Genomic DNA, 17,510 nt, shown 5'->3' with positions numbered 1-17,510 from the left:
CCTCAGGTACGGCGCATGGAGTCGGCAAAACGCTGGCCGGTGAGCTTCAGCCCCAGCCATACCAGCATCGACGACAGCCCCAGCAACAGGAAGGCGAAGGCCGAGCCCTGCTCCCAGTTGAAACGGGTAATGAACTGGGTGTAGATCTGCTCGGTGAACCACATCGAGTTCTTGCCACCCAGGATCACCGGCGTCAGGTAATTGCCCAGCGTCAGCATGAACACCATGATGCAGCCGGCGGCAATGCCGGGCGCGGCATGCGGCACCACGATGCGGCGCAGGATGTCCAGCCGGTTGCCGCCCAGGTCGTAGGCGGCTTCGATCAGGCTGTCGTCCAGCGTTTCCAGCGCGTTGATCAAGGGCACCAGCATGAACAGCAGCGAGCTGTACACCAGCCCCACCAGAATGGTGGCGTCGTGGTACAGCAGTTCCACCGGCTCGGCGGTGAACCCCAGCTGGTACAGGATCTGCGGCACCACCCCGGAGCCTCGCAGCAGGATCAGCCAGCCCAGCATGCGCACCAGCTCGCTGGCCCAGAACGGCAGCAGGATGCCGGCCATCTGCAGCGCGCGCACCCGGCCGCGCGCCACCTTGGCGATACTCCACGCCACCGGAAACGCCAGCAGCAGTGCCAGCACGGTAACGATCACCGACATCAGCGCGGTGCGCACGAAGGTGTGCCAGTACAGCGGCTCGTCGAAAAAGGTCAGGTACTGCTTGAGGCTGGGGGCGAATTCGCCGGGGCCTACCCGCTCGCGGAACGACAGCAGGCCGACTTCCACATGCGGCAGCAGGATCAGCAGCGCCAGCCACAGCACGGCGGGCGCCAGCAGCAGGAACAGGCCGAAACGGCGCGGGGCCAGTACGTTCATGGCGCTCACTCCCGGAAGGCCTTGGCGTGCTCGGCGCGGATGCCGAGGAACACCGTCTCGCCCGGCTGCAGGTCGGCATGCTGGCCGGTGTGCGGCAGCGCCACGTGCAGCGGCGTGCCGTAGCGGGCATCGCGCACCTGCACCGTGGAATTGGCGCCGTCGAAGTACAGCGTTTCCACCCGGCACGGCAGGCGGTTGTCGAAGGCGGCCACATCGGCCTCATGCCGCGACAGCGCAATGGTTTCCGGGCGAATGAACAGTGCCTGGCTGCCGCTGCTGTCGCCCTGCTGTGCGGCCAACTTCAGCGGCAGGCCGCTGGCGGCCACGCCCTCGCCGGCGCCGGACAGGTTCACGTCCAGCCGGTTGCTGTTGCCGACAAAACCCGCCACGAAGGCACTGGCCGGCCGGTAGTACAGCTCCTGCGGCGTGCCCACCTGCTCGAAGCGGCCCTTGTTCATTACCGCCACCTGGTCGGACATCACCAGCGCCTCGCTCTGGTCGTGGGTGATGTAGACGAAGGTGGTGCCGATCTCGTGCTGCAGCTGCTTCAGCTCCAGCTTCATGTGTTCGCGCAGCTTGAGGTCCAGTGCGCCCAGCGGCTCGTCCAGCAGCAGCAGGGTCGGCTCCAGCACCAGGCTGCGGGCAATCGCCACGCGCTGCTTCTGGCCGCCGGAAAGCTGGTCGATGCGCTTGTTGGCGGTACCCGGCAGGCCGACGCGCTCCAGCATCGCCTCGCTCTTGCGGCGGATATCGGCCTTGGCGAGGCCGCGGCGTGACAGGCCGTAGCCCACGTTGTCGCCTACCGACATCATCGGGAACAGCGCCAGATGCTGGAACACCATGTTCACCGGGCGGCGGTTGGGCGCCACGTCGCGCATGGAGTGGCCACCGATGACGATATCGCCGTCATCCGGGGCAATGAAGCCGGCAATCATGCGCAGCAGCGTGGTCTTGCCGCAGCCGGAGGGGCCGAGAATGGAAAAGAAGCTGCCCTTGGCGACATCCAGGCTCAGCTGATCGACGGCGGTAAAGTTGGTGTAGTGTTTGCTGACGCCACGCACCGACAAGTCGATGGCGTCATGTTGCGGGGTATGCGGCATGGGGAGCCCCATTCAGACGTGCGGTGGAGAAAAGGCCGTGGTGGCGGCCATGAGCTTGCCGGCATGCCCCCGCCGCCGGGCGGCAGGAGCATGTCGAGAAAACAGGAAGGCTGCCGATGCAATCGCCGGGCAGGGCTGGCCCTGGAAGGCGATTGCAGGCAGCCTGCAGGCCGCCACAGCGGCCATGCGGGGGATGGCCGGCCACGACCGTGGCCGGCCGCAGGGTTTAGCTGGCCGCCTTCACGCGGTCCAGCACCTTGCCGTCGATCTCTTCCAGGCCAGCCGGAATCGCCGGGTACCACTTGATGTTCTTCATGGCGGCCGGCGGGAAGGAGTCAGACAGCTGCTTCTTCATCTGTGCATCCATGAAGTTCTCGGCGCCCTTCACCGCGGTGAAGCTGCCGGCGGACTTGGCCAGCTGGGCGGCAATTTCCGGGCGGGTCACGAAGTTGATCCACTTGTAGGCAGCGTCCAGGTTCTTGGACTTGGCCGGAATGGCGAAGGTATCCACCCAGCCCAGCGCGCCGGACTTGGGTGCCACGAACTTGATGTTCGGGTTTTCGCTGTTCAGCTTCCAGCCGCCGGCATCCCACATCTGCGCGGCAACCACTTCACCGCTGCGGATGTCGTTCAGCAGCTGGTCCTTGCTTTCCCAGAAGTACTTGAGGTTCTTCTTGCAGCTGATCAGCTTGTCGCCGGCTGCGGTCATGATGGCCTCGTATTCCTTCGGGTTGGCGTAGGCCTTGAACGGGTCCTTGCCCATGGAGAATGCCTGCGCGATCAGCGTCGGGCGCTTCAGGCGCACCGCGGTCTTGCCGGCGTACTGCGGGCTGCACAGGTCGCTGTAGTCGGCAGCCTTGCTCTTGGTGGCGTTCAGCACCAGGCCGTCGGTACCCCAGAACAGCGGCAGGCCGTATACCTTGCCGTTCAGGCCGGTGACTTTCTCGGTGGCGGCCAGCATGGACGGAATGAAGTTGGCGGTCTTGACCTTGGCCAGGTCGATCGGGCGGTAGATGCCGAATTCGCGCGCCGGGCCGGTGATGCGGTCCTGGCTGGGGTTCACCAGGTCAAAGCCGGCGCCGCCGGTGGCGCGCAGCTTGGAGATCATTTCCTCGTTATTGGACAGGGTCACTTCAACAGTGATGCCGGTTTCCTTCTTGAACTGGTCCACCACTGCCTGCGGTGCGTAGTCGGCCCAGGTCAGCAGGCGCAGCACGGAGTCAGCTGCATTGGCATTCAGGGCACATGCCACCAGCAATGCGCCGGCTGACAATTTCGAAACTTGCTTGAACATGGATTGCCACTCCCTAGTATTTGGAAAGTCCAGTCAACAGCCGCCGGCGGCAGCTGCGATTCCGCCAGCACCCTGATTGCAACAGGGTTTTCACTTGCGGGCCAGCACCAGAGAATATATAGGCCATGTTACGGGCATGTTTAACAAAAATTTCAATTGTTGGTTTTTTGCTCGCTTTCTGTATGTTTTCTTACAACAGTAGTCGCAGCTCAGGCTGCGTGCCCTTCGCTCGCCACCGGCTCCGGCTTCACCCGCAGCGCCCACCACACCCCGGCCACCAGCAGTGCGATGCCCAGCATGGTCAGCGGCTGCGGCATCACCCCGCGCCAGATGAAGGCATAGCCTAATGCCGCCAGTGTTTCAAATACGATCAGCTGTCCCACCAGCGCAGTGGGCAGCCGCTGGCTGGCCTCGTTCCAGCACAGCGTGCCCAGCCAGGAGGCCAGCAGGCCGATGGCCGCCATCAGCCCCAGGAAGCGCGCAGGCTGCGGCCCCAGCGGCATGGCAAAGCCGCTGCTGCCGCCGCTTTGCAGCAGCCACAGCAGGGCAAAACCCAGCAGCGCCAGCGGCAGGGTAGCCACGCCCTGGGCGGTGGCCCAGGTGCGCGGGCTGCGGCCCTGGTGGTCGCGCAGCCAGTCGGCATTGCGCAGCGGGTACCAGGTCCAGCACGCCACCGCCAGGCAGGCCAGCAGCGCACCGCTGGCGTAGCGCCCCAGGTCGGCGCCGCCGCTGCGCTGCAGTGCATCCAGCTCCACGCTGTTGACACAGCCGATGCCGATGCCGATCAGCAGCAGCGAGGGCAGCAGGCGCAGCCACGGCAGGCGGCCGTCACGCTGGTGGTCACGCAGGTTGGCGCAGATGGCAATGACTACCGGCAAGGTGCCGATCAGCATGGTGGGCAGCGGGCCGCCGGCGCGCTGGATGGCGCTGGCCAGGCACAGGTAGTACAACAGGTTGCCGATGGCGGCGAGCTTGAGCGCCTCCAGCCAGTCGCTGCGCGTCAGTTCGCGCAGCGCGGCGCGATCCAGCCAGGCCAGCGGAATGGCGATGCAGCCGAAGGCCAGATAGCGCCCTACCGACAGCATGGCCGCCGGGTACTCCGGCAGCATCTGCGGCGCCAGAAACACCAGGCCCCACATCAGACCCGCCACCAATGCATACAACACGCCTGCCAACATACGTTTCTCCCGATGATTCGGGCGCAGTGTAGGTTAGCCGCAAGGCGCGGTCTTGTACCAGATTGCGATGAACCGGCGGCTTAACGCAGGCGCAGCTGTTGCTGGTATCGCGCCGGTGTCACACCGTAGCGTTTGACGAAGGCGCGGGTGAGGTGCGACTGGTCGGTCAGCCCGGCGGCGGCGGCCACCTGCGCCGGCGGCAGGCCGGTGGCCAGCAGGCGCTTGGCCTCGAACAGCCGCAGCGCCATCAGCATCTGCTGCGGCGTAACGTGGTACTGCGCGCGGAAGCAGCGCAGCAAGTGATAAGGGCTGAGCCCGGCCACCGCGGCCAGCTGCTGCAGCGTCAGCCGCTCGGCCAGATTGGCACGCAGATAGTCCACCACCGCCGTCAGCCGCACATCGCCCTGCGGCCGGGCCGGGCGCGACACCCGCGCCAGCGGGCGGAACTCGGCCAGCAGTTCGTACAGCTGGCTGTCGAAGGCCAGTGGCTCGTCCGCCTGCCACAGCGCCGCCAGCCGCCGCCCCACGCGCTGCGCAATGGCCGGGTCGTGACGCACGGCATCGTTGAAGCACCAGCCATCCTCGCCGGTAACCCGCGCCACGACCTCCGGGTCGATATACGCCATGTTGTAGCACCAGCCCTGCTCGGTGGCCGCCTGCCCGGTGTGCAGCTCGTCCGGGTTCATCATCACCAGCGAACCGGGCGGCGCCAGGTGCTCGCTGCCGCTGTAGCGGAAGCGCTCCACGCCACTGGCAATGGCCCCCAGGCCGAAAGCCTCGTGGGTATGCGGCTCGAAGGCGTAGCGCACGATGTGGGCGCGGTACAGCTCCACCCCCGGCAGCGGCTGGCAGAATTCGGCGCGGTCCGCCGGATGCTCGAACGCCTGCGGCACACCGTCCAGCTGCACGCTGGCAGGCGGAATCGAAGTAGACGCGGCAGTAGGCATGGGCGGACAGCGGTAGCGATAAAACGGCATTGTGGCAGAAATGCGGCGCTGGTACAGGGCCTATCTCGCCGCCGCGCCGCTTGACCGCCATCAATTTCCGGCGACGAATAACCGAGTAAATTACTCAACATTACACCCCGCCCGGAGTCGTCATGTTTGGTACCCACACCCGCCACCTGCTGGCCGAAGCCCAGGCCGAAAACGCCACCCTGCGCGCGCAGCAGCAGGCTCTGCAACAGGAACTGGCCGACTGCCGCCGCCAGCTGGCCGAACAACAGGCTGCGCAAGCGCAGCTCAGCCGCCGCCACGACTGGCAGACCGGCGTGCTGGCCAACCTGCCGCGCTTTGGCGAATCGCTGGAAGGCATCCAGCAATCGTTCAGCGGCCTGAGCCGGCACCTGGAAGACGAGCTGGCCACCGCCCGCACCGCCGCCAGCGAATCCGGCGCCAATCGCGCCGCCTTCGAAAGCATTGCGGCCAACCTGCAGGCCATGACCACCCGCATCACCGCCGCCAGCGCCAGCGTGGACACCCTGGCGCGCCGGGCCGGCGAAATCGGCGGCATCGTGCAGCTGATCCGCGATATTGCCGAGCAGACCAACCTGCTGGCGCTGAACGCCGCCATCGAAGCCGCCCGTGCCGGCGAGGCCGGGCGCGGCTTTGCCGTGGTAGCCGACGAAGTGCGCAAGCTGGCCGAGCGCACCGCCACCGCCACCAGCGACATCAGCACCCTGGTCGGCGCCATCCGCGAGGACACCGACAACGCCCGCAGCATCATGACCAGCGGCGCCAGCGAGGCCGGGCAGCACCGCGACAGCAGCGAGCAGGCCATGCACAGCATGCAGCACCTGCTGGAGCTGTCGCAGCACATGCAGCACTCCATCGGCACGTCTGCCCGGCTGGCCACGGTGGAGCTGGCCAATATCGAGGAGCTGCTGCTGAAGATGGCGGTATACAAGGCAGTGCTGGGGCTGTCCGAACTGGACGAGCAGACGCTGCCGGATGAAACCGAGTGCCGGCTGGGGCAGTGGTATTTCAGCGGCGAAGGCAAGAGCAGCTTTGCCGGCCAGGCCACCTACCGCGAACTGGCCCCCCCGCACCGCGACGTGCACGAACACGCGCGCCGGGCACTGCAACGCTACCGCAGCGACGATCTGGACGGCGCACTGCGGGCGCTGGCGGACATGGAAAGCGCCAACCTGACGGTAATGGCCGGGCTGCGCCGCCTGCTGGGCGAAAGCCGCCAGGCTTGATCGACTAGCGCCGGCAGGTTTGATCGACAGGCGCCGCCGACACTATAGAAGATCAGTACGATTTGTAGCGGCAGATCAGTCGTTTACTGCCAGCCGGCCCAGTTTTCGCTAAATATTTCCGTAACAATGTGGCCGTACCATCCCCGCGATGAACTCTGAAGCTTCAGGGCATTTACTTAAGGGAGATACACATGAAAAAACTGATCCGTCTGTCTGCTGCCGCTGTTCTGTTTGCTTCCAGCCTGATGGCTGTTGCCGGCGAAGCCGAAGACCTGAAACTGGCCAGCGACGTGAAAGCTGCCATCGATAGCTCCGATACCCTGAAAGCCTTCAACCTGAAAGTAAGCGCCAAGGACGGCAACGTCACCATCGAAGGCACCGTGGACCAGGGTCTGCAGATGGCCGACGTGGGCATGGCCGCCGAGAAGGTGCCGGGCGTGAAGTTCGTGTTCAACAACATCATGCCGAAACAGCAGTAAGCTGTACCGGCCAGGGTTGGCCGCACGGCCCGCCCGCCACGAAAAAGAGACCGTCCCGGTCTCTTTTTCATTTCCACGGCCCCGCGCGCCTCAGGCCGGGTGCACCACCTTGGTCAGCGGCGTGGCCATGCCCTCCACGTGCCAGTTGCACCACAAGCGCTTGTCCGCATCCGGCTCCACCGCCAGCCAGTTGCGCGCGCCGATCAGGTAACGGCTGCGGCTGGCGATGGGCAGCATGCTGGCGGTAATGCCCTGATCCACCTGCTCCACCTTGCCGGCCAGCTGCTCCAGCACGAAACGCGCAATCGCCGGCGGCGCCGGGTGCACGATGCCGGTGGACACCAGCTGGTTGATGATGCTCTGCCCCCGCGCCGCACCCGGCTGGCGGGTGGACTCCAGCACCGACAGCGCCCCCACATGCACATCGCCGGACAGAATGGTGATGCGGCAACCCTTGGCGGCGGCATGGTCGAACAGGCGGTGGATCAGCCGCTTGCGCTCCTGCAGATGCGGCTCGCTGGACCAGTGGTCGCGCAGGTCGTCTTCCAGTTCCTGCTGCCCGGGCAGCGTGTTCAGCATCCGCTCGATGCTGCCCAGGTCGAGGTAGGCCACCGGGATGCTGGACATCAGCAACAGGTGCTTGTCACCGCCCTGCTGGCGGCCGTCCAGCCAGCCATAGATGGCTTGCCAGCCCTGCGCCGAGATGATCTGTTCCGGCTGGCCGGCATCGCCTGCCGGCTGGCGTTCCGAACGCAAGTCCGGCACCAGCAGCGCCATGCCGCCGAGCTGGCCGAAAGCCAGGTGGCAGCCCTCGCCCGCCGCCAGCGCCGCCGGGTGCGCCTCGTCCGCGGCGCACTGCAGCTGCAGCAGGCGGAAATAGCGCCGCGCCACGGCGTAGATGCCCTGGTACACCGCGCTGTAGTGCTGCTGCCTGGGGTAGGAGCCCCAGCCGTCCATGATGTCGTGGTCGTCCCACATCATCACGCTGGGCACGCCGGCCAGCACCGTGGCGATTTCCGGCCGGCTCCAGCGCTCCAGGTACATGCGGCAGAAATAGCTGTCCAGCTGTCGCGCCATGTCGCGGGTGAACGCCAGGTCGAAGCGCTTCTGCGCCGGCTGCTCCAGCCAGCCGGCCAGACTGCTTACCTGCTTCCACATCGCATCGGAGTACACCTGGTCGCCGCCCAGCAACAGCAGGTGGTAAGGGTTGGCCGCATGCAGGCCGGCCAGGTGCCGCCAGCGCTCGTTGTGGTCGGCCACCTGCTTCATCAGCTTGGGGTCGGAAAAACCGTTGCAGGAGCCATAGGCCAGCCGCGGCATGTCATCGCGCCCCGGCACCACGAAGCTGCCAGCCACCTCGGCCACACGGTAGTCGTAGCGCGCGGCGGCGGCACCCTGCGCAATGCGGAAATCCAGCCGCCACACCTTGTACGCCGGGTTCTCGAACGGAATCTCCGCCAGACAGCGCACGTTCGCCTGCTGCTGATCGCCCAGTTGCCCGGCCGGTGCCGGGTCGGCGCGATCCAGCACCACGAGCGCGCTGACACAATATGCATCGTTATTGCCGCGAAACTGCAGCACGGGGCCAAGTTGCCTTGCCATGGTCACTCCTCCTGTATGCCGGGCATGCCGTCAACACGGCAGCCCCATACATGACATGGTAATCAAGTCGGCAGAAAAGTAACGGCAAATCACATTGGCATTTCGAAGCTGGGCAAACATCGACAAGCGGCAAACCGCTTTGCACCTTGCCGGCAGTAGCGGAATTGAAATTTACAATCATCGTGAGCCGCGCTGCGGTGCTATTGTCCGGTGCTTCGCAACCGGAGAAATCAAGCACCATGCCCGCAAGCACTGTGGCCGCCTGCTACGGCCTGATCGACACCCGCTTCGGCACCGTGGCTGCCTGGCTGAACGCGGCAGGTGCGCTGCTGCGGCTGGAGTTCAATGTCGAGCGCGAACTGGAGCGTGCCCACCTGAAAGGCACACTGCGCGATGACGCGGCACTGGGCGAGGTGGCGCGCCAGCTGCAGGAATACCAGGCCGGCACGCGCCGCGAGTTCACGCTGGCGCTGGCGCCGGATGGCAGTACATTCCAGCACCAGGTATGGGCCGAGCTGTGTCGCATTCCCTATGGCAGCACCATCAGCTACGGCGAACTGGCGCGCCGCGTGGGCGACCCCGGCGCCGCGCGCGCGGTGGGCCGTGCCAATGCCACCAACCCCATCGCGCTGATCGTGCCCTGCCACCGGGTAATCGGCAGCGACGGCAAGCTCACCGGCTACGCCGGCGGCCTGCCGCTAAAGGCAGCGCTGCTGCAGTTCGAGATGAGCCACACCCCGCCGGCACTGTTCCTGTAGCCGGCCCGCCGCTTGCGGCCAACCCTGGCGCAGCAGATCGTGAACTGGCGCTCAGGCTGATGCCGGCTGCGGCGTGGCGGTGCGGATGGTGTCGATCAGCTCGCGCAGGTACACCAGGCCCTCCTCCCAGCGCTGGTGGCCGGAGGCAACGTTGATGTGGCCGGCATCGCGCAGCCAGTACAGCCGGCTCTGCCAGTGCGTGGCCATGCGCACGCTGCGCAGCGGCAGGCTGAACGGGTCGCTGTCACTGGCCACCACCAGCGCCGGAAACGGCAGCGGGCCCTGCGGCAGCGGTGCAAACGGCTGCAGCTGTGCCGGCGCGCTGGCGCGTTCCACATCCGCCGGCGCCACCAGCAGCGCCCCGGCCAGCCGCTTGCCGTGGCGGGCGGCATAATGCGCAACGGTAGCGCAGCCCAGGCTGTGGGCAATGACGATCACCGGCTTGCTCGCCGCCTCCACTGCGGCATCCAGGCCCTGCAGCCAGTCCTCCAGCCGCGGCGCATGCCATTCATGATTGGCCACGCGGCGGGCACCCAGCAGCTGCTGCCAGTGGCTTTGCCAGTGTTCCGGCAGCGAATTGTTCCAGCCGGGCTGGATGATGAAATCGAAAGCGGCAAAGTCGGGATGCATGGCATGGCTCCGGGCTGATGGTTTGCCGCTACTGTAGCGCGGACAGCATATTTCCAAAAATACTAAAAACTTGTTTTGTTATTTCTTTTTGAAATAAAACTACCCGCACAGCCAGGCCATGCGAGGATGGCAGGCAATGCGTAGGGCAGGTTGAACCAGCGGTTCATACCCGCGTGTAGCGAGCCACCTCGTGCGGGTATGGCCTGCGGCCAACCCGCCCTACCGCGAGCTTCAAACAACATCACGCTGGTTTTGTTATTCCCTTGGAAACAAAAATCCCCCACATGGCAGGCCATGGCGGAGGATGGACAGGCAATGCGTAGGGCGGGTTGAACCAGCGGTTCATACCCGCGTGTAGCGAGCCACCTCGCGCGGGTATGGCCTGCGGCCAACCCGCCCTACGGCGAGCTTCAAACAACATCACGCTGGTTCTGTTATTTCCCTTGGAAACAAAAATCCCCCGCATGGCAGACCATGGCGGGGGATGGCTGTGCATGCAATAAGCTCAGCCTTGCAGCCCGTACTTCTTCACTTTGTCGAACAGCGTGGTTTTGGGCGTGCCCAGCGCCTGGCTGGCCTGGGTCATATTGCCGCCGTGGCGGCGCAGCGCTTCCACGATCAGGCTCTTCTCGTAGGCTTCCACGCTTTCGGCCAGGCTGGAGTTCACACTCTCGCCGCCTGTAGTCTTGAACACCGGCAGGCCCAGCGCATAGCGCTCCGCCACGTTGCGCAGTTCGCGCACATTGCCCAGCCAGTCGTGCGCCATCAGCTGGCTCAGCGTCTTGCGGTCCACTTCCATGGTTTCGCGGTCGAAACGCAGTGCCGCCTGCTGCAGGAAGCAGTCGAACAGCAGCGGGATATCCTCGCGCCGCTCGCGCAGCGGCGGAATCTCCAGCGTCACCACGTTCAGGCGGTAGTAGAAGTCGGCGCGGAAGCGGCCCTGCTGCGACAGCTGGTCCAGGTCCTCCTTGGTGGCGGCAATCAGCCGGCAATCCACATCCACCGCCTGGTTGGAACCCAGCCGTTCCAGCTTGTGCTCCTGCAGCACGCGCAGCAGCTTGATCTGCAGGTTGATGGGCATGGTTTCCACTTCGTCCAGAAACAGCGTGCCCTTGTGCGCGTGCTCAATCTTGCCGATGCGGCGCTTGCCGGCACCGGTGAAGGCATTGGCCTCGTGGCCGAAGATCTCGCTTTCGAACAGGTTTTCCGGCAGCCCGCCACAGTTGATCGCCACGTAGTTGTGGCCGTGGCGGCGGCTGAAGTCGTGCAGGCAGCTGGCTACCAGCTCCTTGCCGGTACCGGTTTCGCCGTGGATCAGCACGTTGGCCGCAGTGTCGGCCACGTTCATGATCAGCTCGCGCAGCTCGCGCATGCGGCCGGAGCGGCCGATGATGCGCTGCTCCAGCGTCTGGCGGCCATCCAGCTGCCGGCGCAGGCTTTCCACTTCCAGCGTCAGCATGCGCTGCTGCAGCGCGCGGCGCGCCACGTCCACCAGCCGTTCCGGCGAGAACGGTTTTTCCACGAAATCGTAGGCGCCATCCTTCATTGCCTGCACCGCCATCGCCACGTCGCCATGGCCGGTGATCACCACTACCGGCAGCTGACGATCCAGCTGGAACAGCCGCTGCTGCAGCGCGAGGCCGTCCATGCCTGGCAGGCGCACGTCGGTAACCACGATGCCCGGTTGCAGGCCCTGTTCGATTTTCTGCAGCGCCTCCTCGGCGCTGCCGCAGCCGATTACCGGCAGGTCTTCCAGCAGCAGCGCCTGCTGGCAGCCCAGCAGCACGTGCGGGTCGTCCTCGACAAACAGGATGGGCAAGCTTTGATCAGGCATGGGTCGCGTCCTCCTCGGGACACAGTGGCAGGGTCAGGATGAATTCGGCGCCGCCCAGCGCGGAAGCGCCGGCAGTCAGCGCGCCGCCGGCGGCGGAGGCCAGGCTGGCGGACAGCGTCAGCCCCAGCCCCAGGCCGCGCTCGGCGGGCTTGGTAGTGAAAAACGGTTCGAACAGGTGCTTGAGCACGTGCTCCGGCAGGCCGCTGCCGTTGTCGCTGACGGTCAGCCGGTAGCAGCCGTCCTGGCTGTGGCCGGCCAGCACGATGCGGGCGCCCTCCTGCCCTTGCAGCGCATCCAGCGCGTTGGCCAGCAGGTTGACCAGGATCTGCTCCAGCCGGGTCTGGTCGATGGCCAGCGCTACTTCGTCCACATGCTGTACCACCGCCACCGGCTCGCGGCTCAACCGCGGGTGCAGCAGGAACAGCGCGGCATCCACCGCCGCCACCAGCCGCGCCCGGCCGCCGGCGTGCTCGGAGCGGCGCGCGAAGGAGCGCAGCGAGGCAGTGATCTTGCCCATGCGCTCCACCAGCTCGCCGATGGTAGCCAGGTTGGCCGCAGCGATGTCCTGCTGCCCGCGCTGCAGGAATTTGATGGTGTTGCCGGACAGGGTGCGCAGCGCCGCCAGCGGCTGGTTGAGTTCGTGGGCGATGCCGGTGGACATCTGGCCGATAACCGCCAGCTTGCCGGCCTGGATCAGCTCGTTCTGGGTGCGCAGCAGGCTCTGCTCGGCCTGCTCGCGCTCCTGGATCTCGGCACGCAGGCGATCGTTGCTGGACTTCAGATCAGCGGTGCGTTCGGTAATCCGACGCTCCAGCTCGCTGTTGGCCGCTTCCAGCGCTTCACGCGCCGCAAGCTTGGTGGCCAGCGCCTTGCGCCGCTCGTTCATGGCAATGATCAGCAGGGTAACGAAGGCTGCCAGCGCTGCGGCCAACAGTGCGTGCGTCAGCGCCGCGGCGCGCACCTCGCCCAGCGGGCTGAGCAGGGTCAGCGTCCAGCGCGTGTCGTTGAGGGTGCGCGACTGCACCAGATAGCGGTAGACGCGCAGCGGGTTCCTGACATCGGCCACCCCCCACTGCTCCAGCCCCGGCGCCACTTCGCCGCGCTCGGCCAGCGACAGCTCCGGCAGCAGCTCCCAGTGGTATTGCAGGCTCAGCGCCAGCTGCTGGCGCCGCTCCATGGTGATGGGCCGCATGGCGCGCAGGTGCCAGGCGGGGTTGGTGGCCAGGATGATCACGCCGTTTTCATCCGACACCAGCACATTGGAATTGGCCTTGCGCCAGCCCTGCTCCATCTGCGTCAGCCGCACTTTCACCACGGCCACGCCGATGATGCGGTCGCCCAGGCGCAGCGGGCTGGAAAGGTAGTAGCCCGGCTCGCCGGACAGGCTGTCCAGACCGTAGAACTGGCCCTGGCCGCCGTTCATGGCCTCGACGAAATACGGGCGGGTGGACAGGTCTTCGCCGACATAGCTGTCGATGCGCCGCCAGTTGCTGGCAGCCAGCACCTGGCCGCTGACATCCAGCACGTACAGCGCCAGCGTGCCGCTGCGGCTGCTCATGCCTTCCAGGTATTCGTTGACTTCGCGGCGCAGCGGGGCAACGTGGTCCACCAGGGTGCGCCGTGCCGGCAGGTCTTCCTGCAAGAGTTGCAGCGTGGGCCGATGCAGGCCGAGTACGCGCGGCAGCCAGCTGTAGCGTTCGATCTCGCTTTCCACGCCGCGGGCGTGCAGCTCCAGTTGGCGGTTGCCGTTTTCGCGCAGCGACTCCACCCCGTTGCGGTAGGACAGCCGGTAGGTCAGCAGGCTGCACAGCAATACCAGCAGAACCAGGATGGCGCCCCAGATCAAAGGTCTGCGTATGCGGGAAGTAATCATGTCGACGGTCGGCGCTGCGTGCGGGAGGCAATGCTGCGTTCTATCACAGCCGGTTGTATGGGGCCAGATGGTTGCCGAAGGCGGAATCAGGGGGCATGACAGGCATGCGGTGGATGCTTAGGCGGTTAGGCCGCTCCGCGCTGCGGAGCGGCCTACGCCGTCCGGTCTTTGCCGGACAGGTTTTGCTCGTTCCCGTGGTGTTTTTTTGGTACGCGTCGAACGGGTTTCGACTGCCCTTCTATTAGCAGTTTGCGGGCCAGCTTTTCCAAAAAATCATCACCCATAAAAATCAATAACTTAGCTAACATCACACCGGCAAATCAGCCGGATAGCCGTATTTGCCACCGGCGCCCGTTCGGAAATCCGTACGACAAAAACGCCACGCCAGCCATGACGAAGTGATAAATGGATTTTTTATGCATAAAAGCAAATAACACTTTCTAACAAATAAGTATCATAGCCACGCAAACAGGACGTCGCTGCCTACACCAGCGGCACTAGCTTGGAGTGAACGATGTTCGGCAACAGAAAAAAAATAGCAGCATTGGAAGCACAACTGAAACAGCTGGAAGGGGAGCATCAGGCGCTGCAACAGGCGCTGGATGCCAGCCGCCGCGACCTGCAGCAATGCCAGGCCGCCCGCGACGAAGAAAACCGCCTGCACACCAAGCGCGAAGTCTACCGCGCGCCGTTCGGCCAGTTCTGTGACAGCACCGCCTCTATCCGCGCTTCCTTTGCCGAACTGGCCACCATGCTGGACGACAAGTTCCTGCTGGCCAGCGAAGCGGTAAGCAGCCTGCATCAAACCCGCCAGGTGGTGGGCACCCTCACCGACAGCTTCCAGCACATTGCCGAAGCGCAGGCGCAGACGGCGGAACAGATGGATGCGCTGAGCGACAAGACCGGCCGCATCCAGCAGTTCGTCCAGCTGATCAAGGACGTGGCCGACCAGACCAACCTGCTGGCACTGAATGCCGCCATCGAAGCCGCCCGTGCCGGCGAACAGGGCCGCGGCTTTGCCGTGGTGGCCGACGAAGTGCGCAAGCTGGCCGAACGCACCGCGCAGGCCACCAGCGAGATTTCCAGCCTGGTCAGCGAGGTGGACTCCGCCTCCAGCGCCACCAAGCAGCAGGTAGCCGAAGCAGCCGCCCAGGCCCAAAGCTACCGCCACAGCGGCCAGGGCGTGGCCGAGGCCATCCACAAGCTGGTCGACGACAGCGAGGCGATGGCCAATGTCATCGCCAACGGCACCAATACCAGTTTCATGGAAGTAGTGAAGCTCGACCATATCGTGTTCAAGCTGGACGTATACAAGGCCTTCATCGGCTACCACGACCTGCAAGCGGACCAGGTGTCCAACCATCGCCACTGCCGGCTGGGCAAGTGGTACTACGAAGGCCGCGGCTACCAAGAGTGCCGTGGCACCCCGCTGTACAGCCAGCTGGAAACGCCCCATGAACGCGTACACGAGCAGGGCCGCCAGGCACTGGATGCCTTCCACGCCGGCGACTTCGGCCGTGCCTCCCAGGCCCTGCAGGAAATGGAGCGCGCCTCGGCAACGGTCATGGACCTGCTGACCGAACTGGCGCAGCAGCCCTGCCAGCACAAGGCAGGCTGAGCCCTGCCCCTGCTTGCAGGAAAAACGCCCCGCCGTTGCGGGGCGTTTTCATTTGTCAGCGCCAGTCGCAGCAGGACGGCAAGCCACCAAGTCATGAACATCGGTTAATTTCTTGACGGCTTGCGGCCAACTACAGATGTTTGTCACAAACCGTCAAAAAGGCTGCACACGACCGCTCAAGACGTTGCCAGCGGCGTGGCTAGACTACGGGCATGAACTCATCGCACAGGAGAGCAATCATGCGACTCACTACCTTCATTACCGCAGCAGCCCTGGCAACGACCGCTTCCTACGCCATGGCAGACCATCTGAACAGCGTACTGGGCGGCGCCATCGGCGGCGCAACCGGTGTCCTCGTCGGCCAAAGCGTGGGCGGACGTGATGGCGCCATCGTTGGTGGTGCCATCGGTGCAGCCACCGGCGTGATCCTGAGCAACCCGCGTGAACGCGTGGTAGTACGCGAACCGCGTCCGGAACCGGTGGTGTACGCCGTACCGGTGGAGCCGCGCCCGGTGTACGTGGTACGCCCCGAGTACCGCCGTCACGGCTGGGAAGGGCATGGCTGGCGCGAACACGGCTGGAAAGAGCATGGCCGCTGGGGTGAGCATGGCCGTGGCCACTGGGACGACGACTAAGAACCTGCTTACGCCCTGCCGCACTTCGGCGGGGCGGTGCTAAAAACGGCTGGGAATGCACATTGACGTCATGTCAACGCTGCGTCCCCAGCCGTTTTCGCCTTGTTTCGCGCTAGCCTGCGAATATGAAAAAAGCCGCTGCGTAGGCAGCGGCTTTTTTTGCTGGAAAAGCGTGACTTACGCCTTCACCACCTGGGCAATCGCCTCGGCCACGTAGCCGATGTTCTTGCTGTTCAGCGCAGCCAGGCAGATACGGCCGGTGCCTACCGCGTAGATGCCGAACTCTTCCTTCAGGCGCTCCACCTGGGCTGCGGACAGACCGGTGTAGGAGAACATGCCGCGCTGCTGGATCACGAAGCTGAAGTCCTGGGCCACGCCCTGGGCCTTGATGGCGTCAACCAGGCCGCTGCGCATGGCGCGGATGCGGTCGCGCATGCCGGCCAGTTCGTCTTCCCACATCTGGCGCAGCTCGCTGCTGCCCAGTACCGCGGCCACTACCGCGCCACCGTGGATCGGCGGGTTGGAGTAGTTGGTGCGGATCACGCGCTTCAGCTGCGACAGCACGCGCGCGGCTTCTTCCTTGCCGGCGGTAACAATGGACAGCGCGCCCACGCGCTCGCCGTACAGCGAGAAGCTCTTGGAGAAGGAGCTGGACACGAAGAACTGCAGGCCGGAAGCAGCAAATAGGTTCACGGCTACGGCGTCCGGTGCGATGCCTTCGGCAAAGCCCTGGTAGGCCATGTCGAGGAACGGCACCAGGCCGCGCTCGCGGCAGACTTCCACCACCTCGGCCCACTGCGCGTCGGACAGGTCGGCGCCGGTCGGGTTATGGCAGCAGGCGTGCAGGATGATGACGGAACCGGCGTCCAGGCCCAGCAGGAAGGACTTCATGCCGGCGAAGTTCACGCCGCGGGTGGCAGCGTCGTAGTACGGGTAGTTCTCTACCTGGAAGCCGGCGGCTTCGAACAGCGCGCGGTGGTTTTCCCACGACGGGTCGCTAATGTACACCTTGGCATTCGGGTTCAGGCGCTTGAGGAAGTCGCCACCGATCTTCAGCGCGCCGGTACCGCCCAAAGCCTGGGCAGTTACCACGCGGCCAGCGGCGGTCAGCTCGCTGTCGGTACCGAACAGCAGGTTCTGCACTGCCTGGTTGTAGGCAACCGGGCCTTCGATCGGCTGGTAGCCGCGCGGCGGCATGGCTTCCAGGCGGGCTTTCTCGGCAGCCTTCACGGCGGCCAGCAGCGGGATCTTGCCGTTATCATCGTAATAAACGCCGACACCCAGGTTCACCTTGTTGGTGCGGGCATCGGCGTTGAAGGCTTCGTTCAGACCCAGGATCGGGTCACGCGGGGCCATCTCGACGGCGGCGAAAATCGAAGAGGACATGCGGGGCTCCATAAAATGCACGGGTGGCAGGCCGCTTGCGGCCAACCTGCC

General features: G+C 65.2%; 15 protein-coding genes and 2 pseudogenes. 7 read left to right on the top strand and 10 right to left on the bottom strand.

Annotated elements, in window-relative coordinates; translation table 11 throughout:
* Positions 1–2: 2 nt before the first annotated feature.
* The 5 genes from PSELUDRAFT_RS12125 to PSELUDRAFT_RS20025 all read right to left on the bottom strand — a co-directional run bounded on the left by PSELUDRAFT_RS12125 (position 3) and on the right by PSELUDRAFT_RS20025 (position 5,391).
* Positions 3–872: an ABC transporter permease gene (locus tag PSELUDRAFT_RS12125; protein ID WP_088967088.1), complete on the bottom strand. Its 870-nt coding sequence runs from the start codon at positions 870–872 to the stop codon at positions 3–5.
* 5 nt (positions 873–877) lie between these two features.
* Positions 878–1,972: an ABC transporter ATP-binding protein gene (locus tag PSELUDRAFT_RS12120; RefSeq protein WP_088967087.1), complete on the bottom strand. Its 1,095-nt coding sequence runs from the start codon at positions 1,970–1,972 to the stop codon at positions 878–880.
* Between the two features lie 226 nt (positions 1,973–2,198).
* Positions 2,199–3,266, bottom strand: coding sequence for an extracellular solute-binding protein (locus PSELUDRAFT_RS12115; RefSeq protein ID WP_088967086.1), 1,068 nt, complete (start codon positions 3,264–3,266; stop codon positions 2,199–2,201).
* A gap of 209 nt (positions 3,267–3,475) precedes the next feature.
* Positions 3,476–4,444: a DMT family transporter gene (locus tag PSELUDRAFT_RS12110; RefSeq protein WP_088967085.1), complete on the bottom strand. Its 969-nt coding sequence runs from the start codon at positions 4,442–4,444 to the stop codon at positions 3,476–3,478.
* 80 nt (positions 4,445–4,524) lie between these two features.
* Positions 4,525–5,391, bottom strand: a complete 867-nt coding sequence (locus PSELUDRAFT_RS20025) for an AraC family transcriptional regulator (RefSeq protein ID WP_088967084.1) — start codon at positions 5,389–5,391, stop codon at positions 4,525–4,527.
* 152 nt (positions 5,392–5,543) lie between these two features.
* Here PSELUDRAFT_RS20025 and PSELUDRAFT_RS20110 point away from each other — a divergent pair.
* From PSELUDRAFT_RS20110 to PSELUDRAFT_RS12095, 3 genes and pseudogenes are all read left to right on the top strand, one after another.
* Positions 5,544–6,227: pseudogene (locus tag PSELUDRAFT_RS20110) on the top strand (methyl-accepting chemotaxis protein); the annotation flags it as partial.
* A complete protein-coding gene (locus PSELUDRAFT_RS20105) occupies positions 6,222–6,644 on the top strand; it encodes a CZB domain-containing protein (RefSeq protein WP_369800117.1) in 423 nt (140 codons plus the stop codon). The pseudogene PSELUDRAFT_RS20110 and the gene PSELUDRAFT_RS20105, both read left to right, overlap by 6 nt.
* 191 nt (positions 6,645–6,835) lie before the next feature.
* Positions 6,836–7,123, top strand: a complete 288-nt coding sequence (locus PSELUDRAFT_RS12095) for a BON domain-containing protein (RefSeq protein WP_088967082.1) — start codon at positions 6,836–6,838, stop codon at positions 7,121–7,123.
* 90 nt (positions 7,124–7,213) lie between these two features.
* On the opposite strand, the gene PSELUDRAFT_RS12090 is transcribed toward PSELUDRAFT_RS12095, so the two are convergent.
* The gene (locus PSELUDRAFT_RS12090) at positions 7,214–8,725 is read right to left on the bottom strand and encodes an alkaline phosphatase D family protein (protein ID WP_088967081.1); all 1,512 of its coding nucleotides are present in this window, start codon (positions 8,723–8,725) and stop codon (positions 7,214–7,216) included.
* A 239-nt stretch (positions 8,726–8,964) separates the two neighbouring features.
* Between PSELUDRAFT_RS12090 and PSELUDRAFT_RS20020 the strand changes: the two genes are divergently transcribed.
* Positions 8,965–9,483 carry a methylated-DNA--[protein]-cysteine S-methyltransferase gene (locus tag PSELUDRAFT_RS20020; protein ID WP_088967080.1) on the top strand — a complete coding sequence of 173 codons (519 nt, stop codon included), beginning with the start codon at positions 8,965–8,967 and terminating at the stop codon, positions 9,481–9,483.
* 51 nt (positions 9,484–9,534) lie between these two features.
* Here PSELUDRAFT_RS20020 and PSELUDRAFT_RS12080 read toward each other — a convergent pair whose 3' ends face one another.
* From PSELUDRAFT_RS12080 to PSELUDRAFT_RS12070, 3 genes are all read right to left on the bottom strand, one after another.
* Positions 9,535–10,113, bottom strand: coding sequence for an alpha/beta hydrolase (locus tag PSELUDRAFT_RS12080; RefSeq protein ID WP_088967079.1), 579 nt, complete (start codon positions 10,111–10,113; stop codon positions 9,535–9,537).
* Positions 10,114–10,618: 505 nt separating this feature from the next.
* Positions 10,619–11,947 carry a sigma-54 dependent transcriptional regulator gene (locus PSELUDRAFT_RS12075; protein WP_088967078.1) on the bottom strand — a complete coding sequence of 443 codons (1,329 nt, stop codon included), beginning with the start codon at positions 11,945–11,947 and terminating at the stop codon, positions 10,619–10,621.
* Positions 11,940–13,793, bottom strand: coding sequence for an ATP-binding protein (locus PSELUDRAFT_RS12070; protein WP_231895207.1), 1,854 nt, complete (start codon positions 13,791–13,793; stop codon positions 11,940–11,942). The genes PSELUDRAFT_RS12075 and PSELUDRAFT_RS12070 overlap by 8 nt, the downstream gene beginning before the upstream one ends.
* Positions 13,794–14,736: 943 nt before the next feature.
* Here PSELUDRAFT_RS12070 and PSELUDRAFT_RS20100 point away from each other — a divergent pair.
* The 3 genes and pseudogenes from PSELUDRAFT_RS20100 to PSELUDRAFT_RS12060 form a co-directional block, all read left to right on the top strand.
* Positions 14,737–15,012, top strand: a pseudogene (locus tag PSELUDRAFT_RS20100) (methyl-accepting chemotaxis protein); the annotation flags it as partial.
* 33 nt (positions 15,013–15,045) lie between these two features.
* The gene (locus tag PSELUDRAFT_RS20095; protein WP_369800116.1) at positions 15,046–15,438 is read left to right on the top strand and encodes a CZB domain-containing protein; all 393 of its coding nucleotides are present in this window, start codon (positions 15,046–15,048) and stop codon (positions 15,436–15,438) included.
* A 239-nt stretch (positions 15,439–15,677) separates the two neighbouring features.
* Entirely contained in the window at positions 15,678–16,073 is a 396-nt protein-coding gene (locus PSELUDRAFT_RS12060) for a glycine zipper domain-containing protein (protein WP_179947541.1), read from the top strand.
* Between the two features lie 177 nt (positions 16,074–16,250).
* Here the strand turns inward: PSELUDRAFT_RS12060 and PSELUDRAFT_RS12055 are convergent, their stop codons facing one another.
* Complete coding sequence (locus PSELUDRAFT_RS12055; RefSeq protein ID WP_088967075.1) at positions 16,251–17,459, bottom strand: amino acid aminotransferase; 1,209 nt, start codon at positions 17,457–17,459, stop codon at positions 16,251–16,253.
* Positions 17,460–17,510: the final 51 nt, after the last annotated feature.

This window comes from Vogesella sp. LIG4 (genome assembly GCF_900090205.1).
Classification (GTDB): domain Bacteria; phylum Pseudomonadota; class Gammaproteobacteria; order Burkholderiales; family Chromobacteriaceae; genus Vogesella.
Note: the sequence above shows the minus strand (reverse complement) of the source record. Positions and strands in the feature narration are given on the sequence as shown.

Coding starts and splice junctions, on each gene's coding strand:
- PSELUDRAFT_RS12125 (WP_088967088.1), bottom strand. CDS start 872: ATGAACGTACTGGCCCCGCGCCGTTTCGGCCTGTTCCTGCTGCTGGCG.
- PSELUDRAFT_RS12120 (WP_088967087.1), bottom strand. CDS start 1,972: ATGCCGCATACCCCGCAACATGACGCCATCGACTTGTCGGTGCGTGGC.
- PSELUDRAFT_RS12115 (WP_088967086.1), bottom strand. CDS start 3,266: ATGTTCAAGCAAGTTTCGAAATTGTCAGCCGGCGCATTGCTGGTGGCA.
- PSELUDRAFT_RS12110 (WP_088967085.1), bottom strand. CDS start 4,444: ATGTTGGCAGGCGTGTTGTATGCATTGGTGGCGGGTCTGATGTGGGGC.
- PSELUDRAFT_RS20025 (WP_088967084.1), bottom strand. CDS start 5,391: ATGCCTACTGCCGCGTCTACTTCGATTCCGCCTGCCAGCGTGCAGCTG.
- PSELUDRAFT_RS20105 (WP_369800117.1), top strand. CDS start 6,222: ATGCACAGCATGCAGCACCTGCTGGAGCTGTCGCAGCACATGCAGCAC.
- PSELUDRAFT_RS12095 (WP_088967082.1), top strand. CDS start 6,836: ATGAAAAAACTGATCCGTCTGTCTGCTGCCGCTGTTCTGTTTGCTTCC.
- PSELUDRAFT_RS12090 (WP_088967081.1), bottom strand. CDS start 8,725: ATGGCAAGGCAACTTGGCCCCGTGCTGCAGTTTCGCGGCAATAACGAT.
- PSELUDRAFT_RS20020 (WP_088967080.1), top strand. CDS start 8,965: ATGCCCGCAAGCACTGTGGCCGCCTGCTACGGCCTGATCGACACCCGC.
- PSELUDRAFT_RS12080 (WP_088967079.1), bottom strand. CDS start 10,113: ATGCATCCCGACTTTGCCGCTTTCGATTTCATCATCCAGCCCGGCTGG.
- PSELUDRAFT_RS12075 (WP_088967078.1), bottom strand. CDS start 11,947: ATGCCTGATCAAAGCTTGCCCATCCTGTTTGTCGAGGACGACCCGCAC.
- PSELUDRAFT_RS20095 (WP_369800116.1), top strand. CDS start 15,046: ATGGCCAATGTCATCGCCAACGGCACCAATACCAGTTTCATGGAAGTA.
- PSELUDRAFT_RS12060 (WP_179947541.1), top strand. CDS start 15,678: ATGCGACTCACTACCTTCATTACCGCAGCAGCCCTGGCAACGACCGCT.
- PSELUDRAFT_RS12055 (WP_088967075.1), bottom strand. CDS start 17,459: ATGTCCTCTTCGATTTTCGCCGCCGTCGAGATGGCCCCGCGTGACCCG.